Genomic DNA, 20,961 nt, shown 5'->3' with positions numbered 1-20,961 from the left:
TTAAGTCTCAGTAGTCCGTTAACAATGTGTCGAGGGCCAAGTCATTTTGACTTTATAAAATAGCGAATATAAAACCGGCAATAAAATCATTGTTAATACAGTACCAAATGACAAGCCCGCTATAATCGCGATAGACAACCCTTGCCAAAACAAATCTGGAGCCAACGGAATGACTCCTAGTACAGTTGTAGCAGCCGCTAGAAATACCGGACGTATGCGTGAAATGGCAGCATCGATAATTGCCTTTTGTGTAGACTTTCCTTCGCCTTTCTCAATATTTATTTGATCTATAAGTACAATGGCATTCTTTATCATCATTCCCGATAAACTCATCACACCCAATAAAGCAACAAATCCAAAAGCAGCCCCACTGACTTGAAGCCCGAAAGAAACACCAATCATTACAAAAGGTATTAACAAAATAATAATTATCATGGGTCGTACTTGGTTAAAAAGAGCCACTAAAATAAATAAAATAAGTGCCAATGCAGGAACTACACCGGGTATTAGTGATTTTTGAGAGTCAACAGTACTTTTGAATTCGCCAAACCATTCAAGTCTATACCCTTCAGGTAATTCAATTTTATTAAAATCCTCTAAGACAGTGTTTCTTAATGTCGAAACGGTCACTCCTACAGGCGTTGCTTGAACCGTAATGGCTCTATGACGGTTATAACGCCAGACAACGGGGTTTACCCATTCTGCTTTGATAGCATCGGTCACTTGCCCTAAAGGCACGGAATAGGATTGATTTAACGGTTCAACCTGTAAATTATCGAGGTTATTAATGTTTCTTTCCACTGCATTTTCTCGAACTATGATAGGCAACAATTCATCATCCCTACGATATCCCCCTACTGTATAGCCATCATAAAAACGCTTAGTAGTGGTCGCTATGTCTAAACGTGAAACACCCGTTCTTCGCCCTTTGACTTGATTGTACTCGGGTACAAGGTCGATAACTTGTTGCCGCCAATCTGTTGATACTTCTTTAGCTAAAGGAGAGTCATTAAGAATTTTCATACCTTGCTCCGCTAAATCTCGCAGTACTGCAGGGTCCGCATCTGCTGGACCAATAAATCTCGCTTCAAATTCCCATGTTAGTGCTGGACCCACTGTATATTTTCTAATTCTTGTCATGGCATTTGGTACATTCTGATCCATCCATAACTGAAGATCATTAACGACTGATGCTAAATCATCTAGTTCAGATACATTAATAATAAGCTGGCCGTAAGAAGAGTTTGGCTTTTCAGGGTCTACTGGCAAATAAAACCTTGGTGAGCCTTGACCTATGAATGTAGAGACAGTTTTAATACGAGCATCTTGCAATAAATACTGTTCGATCGGTTTAATTCCTTTCGAAGTTGATTGAATCTTCGTGCCTTCTGGAGCCCAGTAATCAACCATAAACTTTGTCATTGAAGAGCTTGGGAAAAATATTTGCTTAACATTGCCAAAGGTACCAAGTGCTACAGCCAAAAGTACAATCATACTTACTATTGTAAAAACTCGATTTTTCAATGAAAACTCTAGTGTTTTTCGAAACCCAGAAAGCAGCTTTCCTTCTGAGTTACTTGGCTGTGCTTCAGGTTTTAGCATATACATACATTGTAAAGGGGTTATCGTCAAAGACACAAACCAGCTTACTGTGAGTGATATTGCGACCACAATAAATAACGCTCGGCAGTATTCTCCTGCCCCCTCCATTGAGGCGAATATAGGGTAAAAAGCCATAACAGCAATAATCGTGGCCCCTAATAACGCGAATGAAGGACCTTTTGCTGCATCAATTGCTGCTTTTTCTCTTTCAATGCCTTTTTCTATTTTTACCACATACCCTTCTGCCACAACAATAGCGTTATCCACCATCATTCCTAAAGCAATAATAAGAGCGCCTAAAGACATTCTGTGTAGATCTATTCCAAACAAAGCCATAAAAATAAAGGTACCAAGGATGGTTAGCGTAAGCGCAGTACCAATAACTACCCCCATTTTCCAACCCATAGCAAGTGTCAAAACAATTAACACAATGCCCACTGCTTGGACAAAATTAATCAAAAAATTATTTACAGATTCATCAACCACTTCAGGCTGCCAATGAATAGGAATTGCTTCTATACCAATAGGTAACCTCATGTTAATTTCATTCAGTTTAGCAGCTACCCGTTTACCCAACTCTACAACATTGGTCCCTTCTTGAGGCGAGATTGATAGCACAATTGCGGGTTCACCATTTAAACGCATAAGCTCACTTTCTGGCTCAATATAACCTTCGCTAATGGTTCCTATATCACTGACCCTGATGAACTCACTAGCATTGTTTCTTGATTGAGCATGTATTAATAAGTCGCCTATGTCATCGGGAGATTTAAAACTTCCTGATAGCCTGACACTTAAGCGATAGCTATCTAACTCAACATGGCCTGCGTCAATCACTTTATTCTGGTTACTTAGAAGGCTGTTTACTGAGGCACCTGAAAACCCTAAGCTAGCAAGTTTATTCTCTGAAATATCAATATAAATGGCAGGTTTTTGCTCTCCCCAAAGACCAACCCTTGCCACGCCCTCTAATAAACCTATCTCTTTCTGCAAGATTTTTACATACTTGTACATTTCAGAATAATTGTAACCATCTCCTACGACTCCTAACATTAGACCGTATACTGCACCGAAATCATCGATAACCTTCGAGGTACCGGCTCCTTTAGGCAACTCTTCCTGAATATCCCCAACTTTTCTTCGTAACTTATCCCAAACTTGAGGCAATCTATCAGACCAATATTCACCTTTTATTTCCACCGTTATTAGTGAAAGCCCTGAAGTTGAACGAGAATGAAGGGAGTTAACTTCTGGCATCTCTTGTATCGCATTTTCAATGCGGTCTGTGATTTCTTGCTCTACTTCTGTTGAAGTAGCGCCATAATAAGAAGTCATTACTAACGCATTTTTTATAGTAAATTCAGGGTCTTCTAATTGCCCTAAATTAAAGAAGCTAAATAGCCCTGCAAGTGTTAACAAAACCGTACTAAATAATGCAACCACTTTGTTTTTCATCATAAATTCAGCTAGGTTCATATTTTAGTCCCTTGATTGTCAAGTAAACGAACTTTTTGACCTTCTTTTAAGTAATTCACACCCGCGGTTGCTATCCAGTCACCAGCTTTTAACCCATCAATAATTACTATCCCTTGATCTAGAAGCGTGCCTTTTTTAACTGGGTGCTTTTTGACGGTTTGCATTTCAATGTCATATAGCCAAACGAAAGTCGTTTTTGAATCGGAAGAGCTAAATATTGAAGACAGTGGTACCACAACTTGAAAAGTATCTTGTTCCGGCCGTGCAACGTCTCCTGTAGCGTAGCCTGACATCCCTGGCAAAATATCGACTCCATCAGGTGGCGTCATTTGCAGCCTTACTTTATAAGTACGAGTTGATTGAGACGCCTCATTACTGACTTCTTTAATTGTCGCTGGTATTACTAAATCAGGAAAAGAATCGAACCGGACACGTGAGTTTTTTACGTAGGGCAAATTTGATATTAAATTTTCGGGTATGTTTATATCCATTTCAATTTTAGATATATCCACTATTCTAATAACTGAAGAATTACTACTAATATCCTGAAAGTTGTCTGCGTACCTTTGAACAACTACCCCATCAAATGGCGCTTTTAATGTGGCATAGCTTAGTCTATCTTTAGCTGCATTTAATAAAGACGTAGAAGATGCATATGAGGCTTTAGCTTGGTCATATGTTGCTTTTCGAGCATCTATTGTGGATTTACTCACGGCACCTGCGTCTGTTTCTTGGATTCTGATGACCCTTTCATATTCTATTTTCGCGTTACTTAATTGCGCTTTGGTATTAGCTAATCCTGCTTCAGCATTCGCCAACTCCACTTCAAAATCTCTTTTGTCTAGTACAGCTAATACATCGCCTATACGTACCTCTTGCCCTATTTTTACAGGTATATCGTTCAAAGTACCTGATACTCTAAACGATAAATCAACCTCCTGTGTTGCGCGTGCTACCCCTGGAAATTTTTTGTCTGCTATATGTTTTGCAGAGCCTATTTTCATTGCTTTGATTGGACGGATTGACTCGACTTCCTCTTTAGCTGAAGGGTGGCAAGCGGTCAATAGTATAGATAAACTCAATAGTGAAAATGATTTTATGAACTTTGATTTTTTTAGCATTTTTATCTCCTATAAGAAGCTAATTTATGAGGCATGAACTGACCTATCTAATTGCTCTGTAAAGTTGCCAAGGTACCCGTTCACTGGGTGGCGACGACCACCGTTTCAAATAAGTGTGGAGAAGCGGCCGCTGAAGATTGCTCGGTTGCTAACAACTCCATTAATGAAACGCTTTCATCCAGAGGTTTAATTTCAAGCATTGTCTTCTTCTTTATTTTTAGTCAATGTGGAAGTTGGATAACGCTGTTTTGTCTTGCGTGACGCTTATTCTTTACGTTTGTAGAACCACATTCTCGATAAATTGCCATTTTTCAAAACAAAATGGTGATAGAGTGCAGCGAATATATGAAATACGACTAGTGCGGTTAATAGCAACGTTAACACCCCATGTATTCGCCTAGCAGGTAGTTCAGATAAATTTTCAGGAAGTGTTTCGCCAAGCCGCATAATTTCAAACATGTCAATTTGTATTGACATTCCGATCCCCGACAACACAATCAAAAAAACTAATAGATACAATGTCCGATGAGTAAGAGAAGCTAGCTTATGTATTAAGAGACTACTTTCATTCTCTTTTAACGCCCCTATAGAAGTTGATGTCATTCTCACTATGAGCCGAATCACAAATAATGCGCCAATAAAAACTCCAGCCGCAGTATGAACTTTGATCCGATCAACCTTTAATTCTAAATCGTTTGACAGTGATGCAATATCATTTCCCATAAATAGTGCTATTAGTATACTTGGCACCAATATCCAATGAAGCAACACAAGTAAGTTTGAGTAGGGTTTCATGGTTTCTCCTGTTCACTGCTAACACGACGAAGCATATAATTGATAGCACCAATGATTTCTGCGTTAGAACACTTTTTGCAGCCCCCTTTAACCTTGTGCTCTTCAGAGCCTTCGAGCACAATCTGCTTTATTTCATCAATAGAATGTTTTTCTAGATACTCCAACCAAAGTTGTTTGTCTTCGATGCTGGGCGCACCTGATATAAACCCCTTAATCCCACCGTTGTGACATGAACTACAAACCTTGTTAAAGGTGTTATTTTCACCTTGTGCATAACAAAAAGATGAGAACAAAAGAAAAATCAATATACTTATATTTGTTGTTTTATACCGCATGTGAAACATTAGCTCCCTTTCTTTTTACCTGTTAGTTTTTTGCCATCTCTAATATTTAAAAACATGAGAGCTCCATTTACTGCGCCAACAATCAGTTCGATGATTTGAATCGCAACAAAAGTTGTATCAAATGCTCCAGCTGCCGCTTTGTAGTTTAAGAACATCGCCGCTGGCACCAATACAAAAACCCCATTTATTGCAATAAATGGCATGCGCTTTTTCTTTCCATCAACTACTCGCCCTTTTTTTGTTTTTGATAATGCAGCCCCTGTTGCCCCCGTGGTTGCTATACATGGCACTAAAATAAAAAGCCCGGGGAAAACAACCAAAGATTTCACTAAAATTATTAACTCTTTAGACCCAAAAACTTCGGCGCTCACGGTTGAGACAAAAAAAGTCACCACGCATATAAAAGCAGTAACCGCAGCTATTCGATGTAATTTATGTATCATTTTTTCTCCACTACAAAACCAAAACTTGACAACACAATGTCAAGATTAGTATGGTGACAACATGCTGTCAACATGCGTTGTAAATATTAATTTATGAACGAATCACCGGAAGATGCTTTTGCTCAAATAGTTTTAGAGATTTTTAAAGTCAGCGGGATGCTTAATACTGAGGGAGATATCATGGCAGGCGAATTCGGGCTAAGCAGTGCAAGGTGGAAAGTGCTAGGGGCTACCGCGCAAGCAGCGCATACTCTAACAGTTTCTGAAATCGCTCGAATTATTGGCCAGTCGCGCCAAGCAACTCAGCGGCTTGTAGATGTCATGAAAAAGGATCTGTTGCTCACCGTGACTGACAACCCCAAGCATAAGCGATCGAAGCTCGTAATACTCACTAACAAAGGCGAAACAATATATCGGCAACTATGGAATAAACAGCTCCCTTGGGCTGCTGCGGGAGCTGAAGCTTTAACGAAAAGCGAATTATATTCAACTTTGTCAGCAATGAAAAAACTTTCGCAGCATTTCGCTGGTAATTAAAGTCTCACAAGCATTTGTGGGACTTTACATAGTTCTAATTCAATATATGAAAAAATTAACTGTTAGAACTATTCCTAATATAATCAAAAAGGTATTATGGAAATAAATTTAACAAAGAAATTAAGATTGAGTATCGCAATGAATCACACATCAGAAGGGGCCTTGCTAACTAACATAATACTAGATATTTTTAAGCTAAATGGATTATTAGTCCAAGAAGGCGATAAACTTGTAAAAGAACTTGGATTAACCAGCGCTCGATGGAAAGTATTAGGTGCGCTATCTTCTTCAGAAACATCTTTAACTGTTTCCGGTATAGCTAGAAAAATGGGGCAATCAAGGCAGTCAGTTCAAAGATTAGCCAATGATTTAGCAGATGAAGGGCTATTAGTCGGTCTTGATAATCCGAATAATAAAAAAGCAAAGCTATATTCACTTACAAATGATGGAACTGACGCTTTTACACAAGCAATGAAAAAGCAAAGCCTTTGGGTAAATGATATTGCTCGCGGAATGTCGGAGACTGAATTAAACAGCGCTTCCACCTTGTTACGAGAACTCACTTTAAAATTGGAATAAATAACAATAGCTTAAAATGAAGGTTTACAATCTATATCTTAAACATAGCCTAGTAGAGTATCTTTACTCCCCATATGAAATAAAGTGCAACTTTGTGTACTGAGTTTGGCATTTTTTGTTTACCTGATAGACTTAATAGCAAAATGAGATCACATTAATTTGCATAATATGCAGTATTCACCCCACGGTTGCTCCAAAATCAGAATTGAAAACAATGTCTTAATTTTAGAATTGGCAGGTAGTTTCAATAGAGAAGGAGTTAAGCTTGTTCACAATAATGTCCAATCACTTATTAACGAACAATCACCTAGTAAGTGGAGCTTAATTATCTTTTTGGAAAAACATACGCTTCTGACACTGGAAGCAATAGAAGATACGAGGTATTTTTTCCTTTGGAGTCAGAAGCATGGGTGTGAAAAAGTCGCATATGTTGCAATTAGTAGCATACAAATAGACACTACAAACTTAATCTTCAATAACATAAATATAGAAAAGGGTTTCTTTAAAAATATTGAAGACGCGAAAAAGTGGATATAATCTAAATTAACAATGAATTTTGAGCAATGGGTTTTATGAGTGATGCATTTAGGTATGGGCATCATTTCGGAGCATTGAACGTACTAAATGACTTCAATCTATCAGCGTTAGGCATTGAAGTCTGTTCTACGCTACTAAATCACGACTTTTTCACTTAAAAGCTTATTTAAATCAATGTAATTATCATGAAAATATTAGCCGTCGTACTTAAGGTTTTCTATTACATCTAAATTACACAATATCAAGATCGTCGATTTAAGGTAAAAACACAGTCGTGAAACTACGGTATTTCATGCCTACTCCACATCCTTCACCTTATTTTTCCTAACATCATTAGCTGCGCCAAAAAAAGAAGCGAGAACAAAACCTAAGCGGCAATAATATATTCCTGATATTCAAATAAATACAGTACTATAAACCAAGCTATGAAAATCACTCTGTAAAAATTCACAGATTCATTTCGGAGAACAATAATGATCAAACTTTATGAACTGACGGGCAACAACAACCTTATTTTTAGTCCTTACTGTTGGCGAATTCGCTTAGCTTTACTCCATAAAAAAGTGCGTTTTTCTAGTGAAAAGACGGCCTTTATCGACATCAAAACGATACCTAACGGCAATTTCAAAACGGTGCCTGTTCTGCTCGATAACGACACTGCAATCAGTGACTCTTATAAAATCGCCGAATACTTAGATGCCACTTACCCAACTCAGCCTTTACTATTTAACTCGAAAGAGCTTTGCGCTTTTTCAACATTCATCGAAGGATGGGCAAACGCGTTACATTCAGACATTGCTAAAATTGCAATTGCTGATATCTACGATCATTTACAAGAAAAAGATAAACCATATTTTAAAACATCACGTGAAGCATTTTTCGGTGATACGCTAGCGGAAATTCAATCCAAGGACGGAGATACTGCCAAAATAACTTTGCTGGCCAAGCTGACTGTGCTTGATAAATACCTCGATAAATTTGAGTTCCTCGGCGGGACTACCCCCCTGTATTCAGACTTTATTGTATTTGGCACTTTACAATGGCTATTGTCTACAAGTAACACATTTCAAATGTCTGACTTTAGCCCCGCCGTCCAATCATGGTTTCTTTCTTTGAAAAAAATCTACGACATAAATGACTAGCACCAACAATGCTCACATCTATAAAGGCTCGTAGTGCAGTGGCACTGCACTACGCATCCTATTTCTACAAGTGATGTTATCGTAACGATACATCACTCTATGACTGTTTTCCTTATAAAATAAGAGTTAAAGCAAGCGGGCTGATAATAACGCAGCCTATTCCATATCCCCAACAACGCTGTGCGTAAGTATATTGGTGTTTCACACTCACACCGAAAAGAGGTCGCAGCGCATCAAAGCGATAAATTACTGAGAATAGCGCTGTACACACAGCAAACGTACCGCCAATAATAACCAAAGCTTCTAATGCTGCACCGAGTTGCCAAGGCGTTATCCAAAAGGCTAACGCAATGACAACACTCTGATGCAATATATAAAATGGAAATACCGCTTTATTCAAAATAGGTAAAAAACGATGATTGTGATTCAAAAAACGCCCAGCTAATGCCAGCATTAAACTGACCCCTATCAGCCCTTGCGTCACATAAACTAGATTCAGCACTTCTATTTGCCACTGTTCCGCCACTGGGTTTTTCCATATTTGAACATATCCAATCAATATCAGAAGATAGCCAGCAATAAAAATCAGCAACAAAGACTGCCAATGGTGTTTCAAGCATTGAAATAAACTTGATTGCCTGGCGAGCATATATCCATACAGTAAAAATACAAACCCTAGCCCGTAACGAAAATACTCACTTTCACTATAGAATTTCAATAACCATATTGGGCATATCAAACATAAAAATAATACACAGTGTGATTGCTCAAAAACAGACGAAATTAACCGTGACAAACGGAGACTATGTAAAAACGGTAATAGCACTAAAAGTAACAGTGTAAATTGCCATAATGATCTTAAATACCAGAGGTGGTTTACATCTACATGAGGCCATATACCGGCTTGATAGTCTTTAAATATCGGACTAGATAAGTCGATAAATTGTACAACAAAATCACTAAACGTTATTTTCAACCCAACTTCTTGGCTCATTTGAGCATAAAGCTGCACGGGTACGACAAGCCATACTCCAACGAGTAACGGCAAGAGTATCTTCACTGTACGCGTAACAACGAAATGTCTTAACGAGTATTTTGCAACCAAATACCTGAGTGCAACCCCTGAAATAAACCAAATAAGCGCCATTCTCCAGGGTGAAAAAATCAGCATCACATATTCAACGTGCTCCGTTAAATAAGCACTTTTGTAGTGAAACGGCCAATTTAGGCTATACACCATGCCTGAGTGATAAAATATTAAAGAAATAAATGCCAATATACGTAGCCAATCCAAATCGTAGCGTCGAGTAGAAAACGCATGCTCAACATCAAATATCGCCAACCAAGGATGAAACAACTTCTTTACCACACGACTAAACAGTCTTTTCATGACGTACTTTTTATCAATTAAACGGACCTTCAGTATCAACAATCGCTGAATTATATAAACCATAGAGTGCTTATAAAACAATAAGTAGGGATAAACGGTGGCATACAGGGATAAGATAGTTGGTAATGTACCCACTCCTTGATATGCTCAATACCTCCTGTTTTTAAAAGTGAATTTATGCCAAGCCTCAATCACATACAAAACTATCAAGAACGCTATATGTGGCTCCTTCTCTGCGGGTATATTTTTATCAATAATACCATTAACGCTACATCAAATATTATGGAGGCTCAGAGGGAGTCGAGTTTGTCATTTAGTTGGTGGGAACCCTTTGTGTGGGAATACTCAAGCGCAGTAAGTACATTAGCTGTGTTACCTGCAATTGTATGGTTACTAAAAACTTTTCCATTTAACTGGCAGAGAATATATTCATCTGTATTGCGCTACTTTCTGGCATCGGTTCTATTTAGCCTAGCGCATGTATTCATTATGGTTATGCTGCGTAAATTAATTTACTTTGCACAAGATAGATATTATGACTTTGGTGTTTTATGGTTTGAACTAATTTACGAATACCGTAAAGATTTATGGGGGTTCATCTTCCTCATTTTTGTTATTAAAGCCTACAACTACATCATCTCGCAACTCTGTGGAGAAGCAGCACCTATTCTAGAAGGCGAAGAACCTACCACGCCACAATATGATCGCTTACTTGTCAAAAAGCTTGGGAAAGAATTCATTGTTAAAGTAAATGAAGTTGATTGGCTCGAATCATCAGGTAATTATGTTAATTTGCATATAGGGGCACGTATTTACCCTTTGCGAGCAACATTAACACAGCTTAGCGCTCAATTAGCACCGCAAGGGTTTTGCCGTATCCATCGCTCATACGCAGTACGTCTTGATGCCATTGACTCTATTACCTCTCTACCCAGTGGAGACAGTGAAATACAACTGCATACAGGTAAAGGTCTTTCCCTTTCACGTCGCTATAAAGAACAGTTTAAAGCGCAACTAAAGCTTTAATAATCGATGAGCTCGATGTTGTTTATTTGACTTCTATCCACATAACCAGCAAAACAAGGATGTAAAATAAAAAGGACATGCAAACATTTTACGCCTGTCCCATTTCACTCGTTACTCTATTGCGTGTATCAAGAAGATGATGGTAATCCTAAATTCGATGTTCAGAGACGGTGTTATGTGGGAAGCGCCAAAAGTTTAAAATTAGCTATTGACGCCATAGTCTCTTAAGTGGATTTTTCGACACACACTTTATAGAACTCGCTATTTATCTGTAGTTCATTTGTATTAAAAGTCCATGGTATTTCAGTGCCATTAGAAAACTCAGCTACGCCAATAACAGCTTCAGATGATAATAACGTCCTCAAGAAAACCATAACGTCAATCCCATAAAAGTTATTGTTAGATAAAGCTGCATTTAACTGAGCGCCATTAACAAATAGATTTTTCGCCCCTAAACGCTTATGATTTTTTGTTAAAAGATACGGTTCTATTTCTAATATTGGGTTATTAGTTAATAATTCATCCGCATTAGGATGACTTTTCGAGATAAATTTGAATATAACGGCGTAACTAAACAACGCTTTATCATCGGTATAAAATGAATCGACCAGCGTCATAGAGCAATATGAGTTTTGATAACTAAAATCCCATTTACCAGCAAGAGCATGCGATTTAAAGTTAGCAAAAAGACAAATTAATAATATAGCAAACTGTACCATTGCATATCCACATAACGAATGATGAGAACTCCCCACTCGGCGTCAATGTGCCATAGTGAAGTTGATAATAAGCTTCAATTGATGAGAGTCCACATGTCGTTAATTAAAACCATGGGCTTCCTTATCTTTAATCAAGAATACCACATTAGTGTTTAATATTCATGGAATTGATAATATTGGCAATGTAAATAAAAGGGACATGCAAACATTTTATGCCTGTCCCATTTCACTCGAAACTCAGTCACCTTGCTACTCAGAAGTAGTACCTCTGCATTCTTCCCAATTAAGCTTTCTTACGCTCTCAACTTTTTTTTTCAATGCTTCGCTATTATCTAAGATTTGCTGACATTGTTCGGTTCGATGTTTGTCGTTATAAAAAATAATATTGCGGATCTCTTCCGCTATACAATCTGATTCATAACCAGCTTTATTATAATTACTAAACACCATCACGGATTGGTCACGCTCTAGCAGTCTTGAAAAGCTGGTCACCCATGAATAAGGATAATTACCTGAGTACTGTAAAAATTTCTCATATTTTTTCAATTCGTCCGATTTCTTCATTCGATTATCGAAATCTGTGGGGGTATCTGGACAATCAGCCACCATCCCATACTCACTGGGATTGATATAAGTAACAAACCAACCGTAACCAAAGTATTCGCATTCGTTCTTATTTTCGGTTCTTTGATAAGGGGCAAACGCCCTGTCCTTTTGCTCGGCATTTAAAATTTTATCGCCATATAGCCCTTGATCCCACTTATGCATATCTTTGACTGTAGAATACATATCTCCTGCTGAATAAAGCACCAAAGGGTTGCTGTACGGATTTAGAAAAATATTTCCATAAGGTGCAGGCCCTCCTGTTGGAGGTAAACGGCCCGTCGTACATGGCAAGTATGGGTTTTCTTTATAGACATAGCCGTTTGTCATGTTCTCATAGATGCCAATGGCGTTAAATGTTCCGCTGTCATGCATAGATAGCGTATCTAATATTTTCTCTTTTACGATATTCCCAAAGTAGTAACTCGGGTCAATTTCACCTTGTTTACCTGCTGTTATCTGTTCGATAATATTGCCGATTAGGTAGTAGTTACAGTTACTGTAGGTAAATTTAGAACCTGGTGTAAAACTGGGTTTATCTCCTTGCTCTGTGCAGGTGCAAAAACCATTCGCAAACGCTTCAGGGCCATTTAAATCTAAACTTGCATTACCCAAGTAGGGTCGCCAACCCCAGTTTAAAAATACCTCAGGATTATTACTGTAATCGTCAATACCTGACGACATACTCAACAAATTGTGCAGTGACACTTTCTTACATTCGTTATTAGGATACCAAGGTAAATAGTCGCCAATGGTCTTGGTTTTGAGATCTTCGTGAGCGAGCATTTTTAACAAAATGGCTGCCGTAAACGCCTTGGTATTTGAACCAATGCGATATTTAGAGTTAGACGTATTGAATTGCACCTCTTTTTGAATGTTTTGTGGTCCACAGTTAGCCTTATACACCTCGCTTTCACCGGAAGCCACATATATACTGCCGAAAAATAACTGTTTGTTTTTGTCGCAGTACTCATTCACTATAATGTTAAATTTCTCAATTTGTTGTTGCGTAATGGTGTTGTCTTTCGCCACGCTATCTTTAAAACACGCACTCAGAAGCAAACATATACAACACAAACTTATAACGCTTAATGGTTTTTGATAAGGCCAGTTCATTTTTCTTTCCTTAAAGGTGCATAGTTAATTTAAGTCAATGTGATGACCATAAAATATTAAGCGTTGTGCTCAATATTTTCTATTACCCCCTATTACACCATTACTACCCAATATTAAAAGCCAGTTACAGGGCCACCTGTATTTTAAACCTTTTAATTGATTTACGAATTTACTGGAACATTAATAATTGCCGCATCTCATGCTCGTTCCGGCCAACTCTAGTCAACAGAGCTGCCCATATTAGTATGATTTGATTAACCTACGAATGCATAGCGCTACTGATTCATTATAAGAATTGTACAAAAAACGGGCTTGGGTGTAGTTACACTATATATGCAAGAAATTTGTGACTGTCCCATCTTACTATATGTAAACATCAAAATCCTGACTCAAGACTTTATATAGAGCAGACCACTTTAAATCTCGTTTATTGAATGTATATATGAGACATGATAAGAATCGAGAGCTTAAGGACGGTTATCCAACTAATACTGCATTGCTAAAAATTGACTTAGGAAGGAAAGCAAACTTTTAGTTCCCTAGTTAACACGATTGTTATACGTTACCTCAGCTATCTCCGTTACTTGTGTAATCTTGAGGTACTTTAGGCCTATTTTTATCGCCTAAATATATTGATTTAGAAGGCAAGCTAAGTTTTGCTACAAAAAGGCCAACGAAAGGAATTAACCAGCAAACCGCGACTATGAAAATTTTATCTAACAGATTAATTTCAACTTCATTAACAACCCTTTTTGTCATCGAAATTAATATACATATATAAATCATGGTGAGTACAACCAAAAGAAAAAATTCTTTATTCATATTCTCCCTGATATAACAAATTTTTATACGTATTATAACTAGTTTAAAGCCATATCACAAGGGACTAAAATGAGGAAGGCACATAATTATACGCTCAACATTGCAATGTAACGCCACCCTATTATGCAAGAATTTTGTGACTGTCTCATCATACTTCATACTCCTGATACAAATTAGCTGCTTAAAAGCAACTAAAAAGAATCGTTATGCTTACTTGACCCGAGAAGGTTCATATGTGTTATATTTCATTACCACGAACATCAAAGCTACGAACCTGTAACTTAATATCGTAGTTTTTAATTATAAAAGCCTACTAGAGCGTCGATATCCAAGATACCAAAGTATTTAAGAGTTATATTTCATGATTTAAAAAGAAAGTCCAAGTTATGGATTTATCGTTGTCACCTACATCCTCTATCTTTTTTTCGATGGAAGAAATATCCCCAACTGAGAATGCTAAGTTTTTTCTAATTTTTCGCTTGGTGATATGAATAATACTTCGTTATTTTCAACCCTAGCTATCCAGTCCCCATTTGCTTGAATTTCACGATAAGCTTGAGTGAAAAGGTAACCTGCGAATAGAAAAAATAAGGAATAAATTAAAGCTACAAGCATTAATGCTGGGAAATTATGAATTGTCTTTTCAACAATGCCATAGAAACTAAGCCCGTCTTTACTCCCTAGGTAGCTCAGCCATCCAAATGGCAATAACATACAAATAGCGCCTACAATAATTAACCCATAACCAACGCCTTTTGAATCTACACTTTCTTCGTATTGCAATGCTTCACCAGATCCTTTTTGAAATATAACTATTTAGTATTTATGCAGCACATTGTTTGTACTGCACAGTAATGGGACAGGCACATAATTATACGCTCAACATTGCAATGTAACGCCACCCTATTATGCAATAAATTTGTGACTGCTCCATCTTACTCGTCTATTGATTTAGAGTTAGCCATCATTGTATAAAAACGGTCATAAAGAACATTAGTGCCTATTGATAGAGTTAAGGCTCATATGTATTTGCAGTACTACCCGCCAAGTAACGCCTTTGAACATAAACTAAATGCAACGTTACAAATAATGGAGCAATTATAAAAGGCAATAAGTATATATTTGTACCGCCAACTGAATAACTTACAATGGCTGAAGATATTACACCTAATGCAACATAAACTTTTAGCCTTTTAGGTTTAGTATTCTCCTGCTCTGGGTGCAAAGTTAAAACTAATAAACTTATTGCTCCCCAGAACCCACACAAGCCAAATAAAACTAATGTAGTATACAAGAGAACTGTTAGTTCACCAGAAAATAAGCCTACAAAAATTACTGGGCTAAATACAACACATAAAATTAATAACAATAGTGATGGTGCAAACCCAATCATAAATTCGATAATGTACGCAAAACGTTTTAATTTATTCATTTACAGCTAACTCTTTAGTATTTATGTTGCACGTTTTTTTGCTGCATAATCGCTTGTTGGACTGAGCCGCTCCCTGCTTAGTAAGCCAGAGTTAGTGCAATTTATGCTATGGGAATTTGCTATTCGTTAGTGGCGAAAGTGCTATCAAACCTATTTTCTCGGTTTGCCTATCGTTTTTAAGCTATCCCTGTATTACTCAGTGTTTTTAATCCTGCCATTAGAGCTAATTATCACGGCTTTATCAATGGTATTTTCACAGCACATATGCTTTTCTGACCCGAACACTTAAGTGGGTTCACATTTTGATTTGATAAATCAAGCTCTGCTGCTAGCTCGCGCTAATTCTATTGCCTCTTCAGCTAAAATGACGACTCCTATTGGCCAAAAATATTACACAGCATTTCAGCATCATAGGCGCTTTACATTATAAATAACCCAACCTGTATCAAAAACATCAAAAAGCTTTACTGACAATCACTAAGCACGACAGTAACTGCTGACGTCTGTTCACATTGACATAAACATTTCATAATTACCTAAGGTGGATACTGATATATTGAATTTACAAAAAAACTAAGCCACTGTTATATAAATACTTAATGTTGAATAGCACTACATTACGCGACCTTAAAAATTCAGCTCTTCATTTCTCCACAATCTTTCCATATTTGTATTTCACTATTGCGCGTAATTACACAGATCACACGTAGAGTTCGCATGCAGACAGGCGTAAATAGAGTAGCCCCGATTTCAAATTCAGAGGTGCCCGATATCAGTACCAATGCGCCTTTGCCACACCTATCTCAAGAGTTTTGTATCACACCTGATAGTTTAGGCTCATATGAATTTAGGCAGGCCTACGGATTAAAATATGCGTATTTGTCAGGGGCAATGTATCGCGGTATTGCTTCCAAAGAGCTGGTTGTTGCGATGGCAAATGCTGGATTAATGGGTTTTTTAGGCACCGGTGGCTGTAGCTTAGATCAGATTGAAAATGACCTTCTGCACATACAGCACGCCCTAGCAACAGGGCAAGCTTATGGGTTAAATTTAGTGTGCAACCTGAATGACCCAGCGCACGAAATGGCCTTAGTGTCACTGTATTTGAAGTACGCAGTACCATGTATAGAAGCCGCTGCTTTTATATCTATGACACCCGCGTTAGTGCTGTATCGCGTGAGCGGTTTATATCGAGATACAGATAATCAAGTCGCATCACACTATAAAATCATTGCTAAAGTTTCTCGTCCTGAGGTGGCCAATGCATTTTTACAACCTGCTCCACTGCGTATCATTGAACAGCTGCTCAGACGTGGCCAAATAACGCCTGAACAAGCCAAAATGAGCCAGTCTATTTTAATGTGCGACGATATCTGTGTTGAAGCCGACTCCGGTGGGCATACCGACCAAGGCCAGCCCAGTGTTTTGCTCCCTGCAATTCAAAGTCTACGTGATAGCCTCGTATCAGCGCAGCCCTTTGCGCACGCTCCGCGTATTGGCTTGGCTGGCGGTATAGGCACACCAACTTCAGCCGCTGCGGCGTTTATCATGGGCGCTGATTTTATAATGACGGGCTCGATAAACCAATGCACCGTTGAAGCCGCAACGTCTGATGTAGTTAAAGATATGCTGCAAGGCATCAATGTACAAGACACTGACTACGCACCTGCAGGAGATATGTTCGAGTTAGGTTCAAAAGTACAAGTGCTTAAAAAAGGGGTGTTTTTTCCGGCCCGTGCAAATAAACTTTTTCAGTTGTATCAAAAGTACGACTCCATTAATGCACTGCCAACGACGATACAAACCCAACTACAAGAGAAGTTTTTTAAAAAAAGCTTCGACGAGGTGTGGCAAGAAGTTGAACAATATTTAACTCAAACTGACAGAGCCGATGACATCATTAAAGCGCAAACAGATGCCAAATACAAAATGGCGCGAATATTCCGTTGGTACTTCTCTTACAGTATGAAGCTGGCCTTTTCGGGCACCACACAAGACAAAGTGAACTTTCAAGTACATACGGGCCCTGCACTCGGTGCTTTTAATCAATGGGTAAAAGGCTCAAAACTTGAGCGTTGGCAAAATCGCCACGTGGCCGATATTGCCAATAAACTCATGCAAGAAACGGCTGAATTACTCAGTATCAAAACACAGCAACTCGTTGCTTTTAGTAAACCCAGTGCCATATAGGCTCAGCAGTAAAACAAGGCCTTTTTCAATGATGAACACCTATTTATTTCCGGGTCAAGGCTCTCAATATGTTGGTATGGGTAAAACGCTTTTTGCGCAATTCCCAGAGCTCATAAACCTTGCTGATAAGCTATTAGGCTATTCCGTTGAGCAGCTTTGTCTTAACGATACACATAAACAGCTCAATAACACCCAATACACACAACCGGCCCTATTTGTCGTTAATGCCCTCGCCTATCATCAGCAAATAAAACAATCTGGACAGTCAGCTGATTTTTTAGCGGGTCACAGCTTGGGAGAGTTTAATGCCCTTTATGCATCTGGCGCTTTAAGCTTTGAAGACGCCTTAAAGCTGGTTATAAAACGAGGGGAACTCATGAGTAATGCACCACAAGGTGCAATGGCGGCAATTTTAAATATCGATGAAACAACCCTCCAAAGCTGCCTTGAACACCCACAGTTACGCAGCATCGATATTGCAAACTTTAACTCGCGTGAGCAAATTGTGATCTCTGGGTTGGCTAAAAACATTGCGCACAGCCAAGCCATAATTGAACAACAAGGTGGGCGCTTTATTCCACTCAATACCAGTGGCGCCTTTCATTCTCGTTACATGGCAGATGCCCAACAACAATTTGCAAAGGTCATTAATAATACTGTTTTTAAAGCAATACAGACGCCTGTGATTGCCAACGTTACAGGCTTACCTTATCAACCCGATGATATAAAGCACCATTTGATTGCACAAATGACCCAGCCAGTAAAATGGACCCAAAGCATCCAATACTTGTACGCACAAGGTAACATGCAATTTAAAGAGCTTGGACCAAAAAAAGTACTCACAAAGTTAGTACAAAACATCACGCAAGATATAGCGCAAAATAGCGAGCAAGATACAGATAGGCATTCAACACGCCTAGGTACTAATCTACTAACGACGAAACTACATGTCAGCCCGATTAACACGCCTATACCAGCCGAACAGCGTCAAACTGAAACCATGCTTGCAAAGGCAGAGCCGCCCAAGTTAAGCCCACAGCAACACGTTGAGAACTGGAATTTACATCACCCTATTGGCACGCAAGTTCGCAGTATTACGCACGTCACTTCAATGACAAACCCTATTATGACAACACGCTCACAGGCCACGCTTATTTTTGGCCAAAGAGCCGTTGTGTATTTGCACAACTTTAATGGCTACTTTGCCCTTGACGAGCTGCAATGCATTTAAATTTACTCGCGCTTAATAATAGAGCAGCAACTTAAAGATGACACTCATTTTTAAATTGAAACAAACACTTAAAATACTTTGGTAGATACAATGAAATATTATATTGGTTTAGCAACATCATTCCATGATCCTGCACTGGCAATTGTTGATGCCCACGGCAACGTAGTTTTTGCTGAAGATGCAGAGCGATTCTTACAATATAAAAGAGGTTTATATTGTCTGCCCGATAACCCCTATTACATAGAAGAAATACTCAAACAATACTGCGCTGACTGTACTGAGCTGGTGATTGCAAAAACATGGAGTAAAGGTCGAGCGAAAAGCACCAATATCCTTGAAAACATTTTATTGAGCGTATTAGAAACCTTCTCATTTAATATTGATGTAAATACCAGAGACATTAAGGATCAATTTTATTTTGCCAGAGCCTCTCATGCTGCTGCGGGTCGTACTTTGTCTCGGTTTTTTGAAGCGTCTTGTCGAAACTTCATCGTCGGTAATTATCGAAAAAAGCCCGCAACTGACATACGCTACTTCGATCATCACTTAACCCATGCAGCAAATGCCTGCTTTAATAGCCCGTTCAGTGAAGCATCTTGCTTAATTGTTGATGGCATGGGGGAAAAAAGTAGTATTGATTACTTCACCTATAAAAATGGCGTTATTACCCCTGCGCCCATCAAAGTAAAGCGCTCGTTTAAAAGCTTAGGATTGTTTTACACCATTATTTGTGAAAACCTCGGATTTGATCCGCTCAAAGGAGAAGAGTGGAAAGTTATGGGGCTTGCGCCATACGGTAAAAAAGATGACACAGTATATAACTTGCTACGTTCGTCGTTACAAGTTAAAAACGGGAACTTCGCAGTGCCCAAAAACCTGAATGCCATCATGCAAGAAATTAAAAGCATGGCGCGCGCGCCGGGAGAATCGGTTGAGCAGTACAAAGACTTTGCCTATACAGGCCAATTGGTATTCAGTGAAATCTTTATGGATCTCATTAACGCTATATACGAGCACGCCCCATCGAAAAACCTCACCATTGCTGGCGGCTGCGCATTAAACTCATCCTTTATGGGCACCGCGTTAGAACAGTCCAAATTTGATAATATTTATGTGCCCTCAGCACCTGCCGATAATGGCAATGCCATTGGTGCAGCCCTTTTGAGTTATCAACAAGATCACCCCCAGTGGCAGCCTGAAACAACAATCCAATCTCCCTATACTGGCTGTGTTATCAAGCAAAAGTCACTCGATAAACTTGCGCAATATAGTCATTTAAAAGTGACAGACCACGGTGATGATGTCTATAAAAAAACTGCAGAGTTCTTAGCTGAAGGTAAAATTATTGGTTGGGCACAAGGACGCGCTGAATTTGGTCCCCGCTCTTTAGGTAACCGCTCTATCTTAGCCAACCCATGTTTAACTGACATGAAAGATATTATCAATGCTCGCGTTAAATTCAGAGAAGAGTTTAGGCCATTTGCCCCCTCAATTTTGCATGAATATGGCGAAGAATACTTTGAGAATTATCAAGAGTCGCCTTATATGGAACGTACTTTGGTATTTAAAGAAGCTGTGCGAAGTAAAGTGCCTGCTGTGGTTCATGTTGATAACACCGGCCGCTTGCAAAGTGTTAAAAAGCAGTGGAATGAACCTTATTACAACTTAATCGAAAATTTCAGACAAATCACTGGGGTACCCGTAGTCCTGAACACCAGCTTTAACATTATGGGAAAACCCATTGTTCACTCAGTTGAAGACATGCTTGCTGTATTTTTGATGTCGGGCATCGATATTCTTGTGATCAACAACACCATTTACGAAAAATAATGCGCTGTTATCTCCAAACCGCCTGT

General features: G+C 38.7%; 18 protein-coding genes. 7 read left to right on the top strand and 11 right to left on the bottom strand.

Going from position 1 to position 20,961, the window contains the following annotated elements:
* Positions 1-18 precede the first annotated feature (18 nt).
* The 5 genes from PAUR_RS09215 to PAUR_RS09195 all read right to left on the bottom strand — a co-directional run bounded on the left by PAUR_RS09215 (position 19) and on the right by PAUR_RS09195 (position 5,781).
* Positions 19-3,078 carry an efflux RND transporter permease subunit gene (locus PAUR_RS09215; RefSeq protein WP_192507472.1) on the bottom strand — a complete coding sequence of 1,020 codons (3,060 nt, stop codon included), beginning with the start codon at positions 3,076-3,078 and terminating at the stop codon, positions 19-21.
* On the bottom strand, positions 3,075-4,199 hold the full coding sequence (locus tag PAUR_RS09210) for an efflux RND transporter periplasmic adaptor subunit (RefSeq protein ID WP_192507471.1): 1,125 nt from the start codon (positions 4,197-4,199) through the stop codon (positions 3,075-3,077). The genes PAUR_RS09215 and PAUR_RS09210 overlap by 4 nt, the downstream gene beginning before the upstream one ends.
* Positions 4,200-4,463: 264 nt before the next feature.
* Positions 4,464-4,994, bottom strand: coding sequence for a cytochrome b (locus tag PAUR_RS09205; protein WP_192507470.1), 531 nt, complete (start codon positions 4,992-4,994; stop codon positions 4,464-4,466).
* Positions 4,991-5,329: a c-type cytochrome gene (locus tag PAUR_RS09200; protein ID WP_192507469.1), complete on the bottom strand. Its 339-nt coding sequence runs from the start codon at positions 5,327-5,329 to the stop codon at positions 4,991-4,993. Before PAUR_RS09200 ends, PAUR_RS09205 begins: the two co-directional genes overlap by 4 nt.
* A gap of 8 nt (positions 5,330-5,337) precedes the next feature.
* A complete protein-coding gene (locus PAUR_RS09195; protein ID WP_192507468.1) occupies positions 5,338-5,781 on the bottom strand; it encodes a hypothetical protein in 444 nt (147 codons plus the stop codon).
* Between the two features lie 93 nt (positions 5,782-5,874).
* Between PAUR_RS09195 and PAUR_RS09190 the strand changes: the two genes are divergently transcribed.
* The 3 genes from PAUR_RS09190 to PAUR_RS09180 all read left to right on the top strand — a co-directional run bounded on the left by PAUR_RS09190 (position 5,875) and on the right by PAUR_RS09180 (position 8,576).
* Complete coding sequence (locus PAUR_RS09190) at positions 5,875-6,318, top strand: MarR family winged helix-turn-helix transcriptional regulator (protein WP_192507467.1); 444 nt, start codon at positions 5,875-5,877, stop codon at positions 6,316-6,318.
* A gap of 96 nt (positions 6,319-6,414) precedes the next feature.
* A complete protein-coding gene (locus PAUR_RS09185) occupies positions 6,415-6,897 on the top strand; it encodes a MarR family winged helix-turn-helix transcriptional regulator (protein WP_192507466.1) in 483 nt (160 codons plus the stop codon).
* A 1,010-nt stretch (positions 6,898-7,907) separates the two neighbouring features.
* Complete coding sequence (locus PAUR_RS09180; protein WP_192507465.1) at positions 7,908-8,576, top strand: glutathione S-transferase N-terminal domain-containing protein; 669 nt, start codon at positions 7,908-7,910, stop codon at positions 8,574-8,576.
* Between the two features lie 112 nt (positions 8,577-8,688).
* Here the strand turns inward: PAUR_RS09180 and PAUR_RS09175 are convergent, their stop codons facing one another.
* Positions 8,689-9,966 carry an acyltransferase family protein gene (locus PAUR_RS09175; protein WP_192507464.1) on the bottom strand — a complete coding sequence of 426 codons (1,278 nt, stop codon included), beginning with the start codon at positions 9,964-9,966 and terminating at the stop codon, positions 8,689-8,691.
* Positions 9,967-10,143: 177 nt separating this feature from the next.
* Here PAUR_RS09175 and PAUR_RS09170 point away from each other — a divergent pair, with 177 nt between their 5' ends.
* Positions 10,144-10,992: a LytR/AlgR family response regulator transcription factor gene (locus PAUR_RS09170; RefSeq protein WP_192507463.1), complete on the top strand. Its 849-nt coding sequence runs from the start codon at positions 10,144-10,146 to the stop codon at positions 10,990-10,992.
* A 224-nt stretch (positions 10,993-11,216) separates the two neighbouring features.
* Here PAUR_RS09170 and PAUR_RS09165 read toward each other — a convergent pair whose 3' ends face one another.
* From PAUR_RS09165 to PAUR_RS09145, 5 genes are all read right to left on the bottom strand, one after another.
* Positions 11,217-11,711 (bottom strand): hypothetical protein, encoded by a 495-nt coding sequence (locus PAUR_RS09165; RefSeq protein WP_192507462.1) that lies wholly within the window; start codon positions 11,709-11,711, stop codon positions 11,217-11,219.
* A 249-nt stretch (positions 11,712-11,960) separates the two neighbouring features.
* Positions 11,961-13,430 carry a serine hydrolase domain-containing protein gene (locus PAUR_RS09160; protein ID WP_192507461.1) on the bottom strand — a complete coding sequence of 490 codons (1,470 nt, stop codon included), beginning with the start codon at positions 13,428-13,430 and terminating at the stop codon, positions 11,961-11,963.
* 567 nt (positions 13,431-13,997) lie between these two features.
* Entirely contained in the window at positions 13,998-14,252 is a 255-nt protein-coding gene (locus tag PAUR_RS09155; RefSeq protein ID WP_192507460.1) for a hypothetical protein, read from the bottom strand.
* Positions 14,253-14,708: 456 nt separating this feature from the next.
* Positions 14,709-15,035 carry a hypothetical protein gene (locus PAUR_RS09150; RefSeq protein WP_192507459.1) on the bottom strand — a complete coding sequence of 109 codons (327 nt, stop codon included), beginning with the start codon at positions 15,033-15,035 and terminating at the stop codon, positions 14,709-14,711.
* Between the two features lie 229 nt (positions 15,036-15,264).
* On the bottom strand, positions 15,265-15,684 hold the full coding sequence (locus PAUR_RS09145; protein ID WP_192507458.1) for a hypothetical protein: 420 nt from the start codon (positions 15,682-15,684) through the stop codon (positions 15,265-15,267).
* 717 nt (positions 15,685-16,401) lie between these two features.
* Between PAUR_RS09145 and PAUR_RS09140 the strand changes: the two genes are divergently transcribed.
* The 3 genes from PAUR_RS09140 to PAUR_RS09130 all read left to right on the top strand — a co-directional run bounded on the left by PAUR_RS09140 (position 16,402) and on the right by PAUR_RS09130 (position 20,935).
* Positions 16,402-17,874, top strand: a complete 1,473-nt coding sequence (locus PAUR_RS09140) for a PfaD family polyunsaturated fatty acid/polyketide biosynthesis protein (protein WP_192507457.1) — start codon at positions 16,402-16,404, stop codon at positions 17,872-17,874.
* Between the two features lie 28 nt (positions 17,875-17,902).
* On the top strand, positions 17,903-19,105 hold the full coding sequence (fabD, locus tag PAUR_RS09135) for an ACP S-malonyltransferase (RefSeq protein WP_225738325.1): 1,203 nt from the start codon (positions 17,903-17,905) through the stop codon (positions 19,103-19,105).
* Positions 19,106-19,195: 90 nt separating this feature from the next.
* The gene (locus PAUR_RS09130) at positions 19,196-20,935 is read left to right on the top strand and encodes a carbamoyltransferase family protein (RefSeq protein ID WP_192507456.1); all 1,740 of its coding nucleotides are present in this window, start codon (positions 19,196-19,198) and stop codon (positions 20,933-20,935) included.
* Positions 20,936-20,961: the final 26 nt, after the last annotated feature.

Source organism: Pseudoalteromonas aurantia 208 (genome assembly GCF_014858725.1).
GTDB classification, from domain to species: Bacteria; Pseudomonadota; Gammaproteobacteria; order Enterobacterales; family Alteromonadaceae; genus Pseudoalteromonas; species Pseudoalteromonas aurantia.
This window is presented reverse-complemented; position numbering and strand designations above follow the sequence as displayed.

Excerpts from the sequence above, each read along its gene's own strand:
- PAUR_RS09215 (WP_192507472.1), bottom strand. The coding sequence starts at position 3,078 with ATGAACCTAGCTGAATTTATGATGAAAAACAAAGTGGTTGCATTATTT.
- PAUR_RS09210 (WP_192507471.1), bottom strand. The coding sequence starts at position 4,199 with ATGCTAAAAAAATCAAAGTTCATAAAATCATTTTCACTATTGAGTTTA.
- PAUR_RS09205 (WP_192507470.1), bottom strand. The coding sequence starts at position 4,994 with ATGAAACCCTACTCAAACTTACTTGTGTTGCTTCATTGGATATTGGTG.
- PAUR_RS09200 (WP_192507469.1), bottom strand. The coding sequence starts at position 5,329 with ATGCGGTATAAAACAACAAATATAAGTATATTGATTTTTCTTTTGTTC.
- PAUR_RS09195 (WP_192507468.1), bottom strand. The coding sequence starts at position 5,781 with ATGATACATAAATTACATCGAATAGCTGCGGTTACTGCTTTTATATGC.
- PAUR_RS09190 (WP_192507467.1), top strand. The coding sequence starts at position 5,875 with ATGAACGAATCACCGGAAGATGCTTTTGCTCAAATAGTTTTAGAGATT.
- PAUR_RS09185 (WP_192507466.1), top strand. The coding sequence starts at position 6,415 with ATGGAAATAAATTTAACAAAGAAATTAAGATTGAGTATCGCAATGAAT.
- PAUR_RS09180 (WP_192507465.1), top strand. The coding sequence starts at position 7,908 with ATGATCAAACTTTATGAACTGACGGGCAACAACAACCTTATTTTTAGT.
- PAUR_RS09175 (WP_192507464.1), bottom strand. The coding sequence starts at position 9,966 with ATGAAAAGACTGTTTAGTCGTGTGGTAAAGAAGTTGTTTCATCCTTGG.
- PAUR_RS09170 (WP_192507463.1), top strand. The coding sequence starts at position 10,144 with ATGCCAAGCCTCAATCACATACAAAACTATCAAGAACGCTATATGTGG.
- PAUR_RS09165 (WP_192507462.1), bottom strand. The coding sequence starts at position 11,711 with ATGGTACAGTTTGCTATATTATTAATTTGTCTTTTTGCTAACTTTAAA.
- PAUR_RS09160 (WP_192507461.1), bottom strand. The coding sequence starts at position 13,430 with ATGAACTGGCCTTATCAAAAACCATTAAGCGTTATAAGTTTGTGTTGT.
- PAUR_RS09155 (WP_192507460.1), bottom strand. The coding sequence starts at position 14,252 with ATGAATAAAGAATTTTTTCTTTTGGTTGTACTCACCATGATTTATATA.
- PAUR_RS09145 (WP_192507458.1), bottom strand. The coding sequence starts at position 15,684 with ATGAATAAATTAAAACGTTTTGCGTACATTATCGAATTTATGATTGGG.
- PAUR_RS09140 (WP_192507457.1), top strand. The coding sequence starts at position 16,402 with ATGCAGACAGGCGTAAATAGAGTAGCCCCGATTTCAAATTCAGAGGTG.
- fabD (WP_225738325.1), top strand. The coding sequence starts at position 17,903 with ATGATGAACACCTATTTATTTCCGGGTCAAGGCTCTCAATATGTTGGT.
- PAUR_RS09130 (WP_192507456.1), top strand. The coding sequence starts at position 19,196 with ATGAAATATTATATTGGTTTAGCAACATCATTCCATGATCCTGCACTG.